The organism is Pedococcus sp. P1_H8, assembly GCF_056405175.1.
Window position 1 is genome coordinate 1 of record NZ_JBFUCP010000443.1, and the last position, 368, is coordinate 368.

Annotated in this window: 1 protein-coding gene; it reads left to right on the forward strand. The window is 70.1% G+C overall.

Annotated features, from left to right (window positions below; translation table 11 throughout):
• On the forward strand, nt 1-368 hold a 368-nt coding region (locus AC1DYG_RS20770), incomplete at both ends, for a carboxyl transferase domain-containing protein (protein ID WP_477641717.1).

Below are 368 nucleotides of genomic sequence, written 5' to 3' on the forward strand. Positions count from 1 at the left end.
GGACCACGCGGTGCTCGAGCGCTGGGCCGACATGGCCGACGCCGACACCTCGGTGGTCTTCGACGCGCACCTGGGCGGCAATGCCGTGACCGTCATCGGCATCGAGTCCCGGGCGATCGCCCGCAAGGGCTGGTTCCCCACCGACGGACCGGACCAGTGGACCTCGGGCACGCTGTTCCCGCGCTCGTCGAAGAAGACGGCCCGCGCGATCAACGCCGCCAGCGGCAACCGGCCCGTCGTGGTGCTGGCCAACCTGTCCGGCTTCGACGGCTCCCCGGAGTCGCTGCGGAACCTGCAGCTCGAGTACGGCGCCGAGATCGGCCGGGCCATCGTCAACTTCGACGGTCCGATCGTGTTCGTGGTGATCT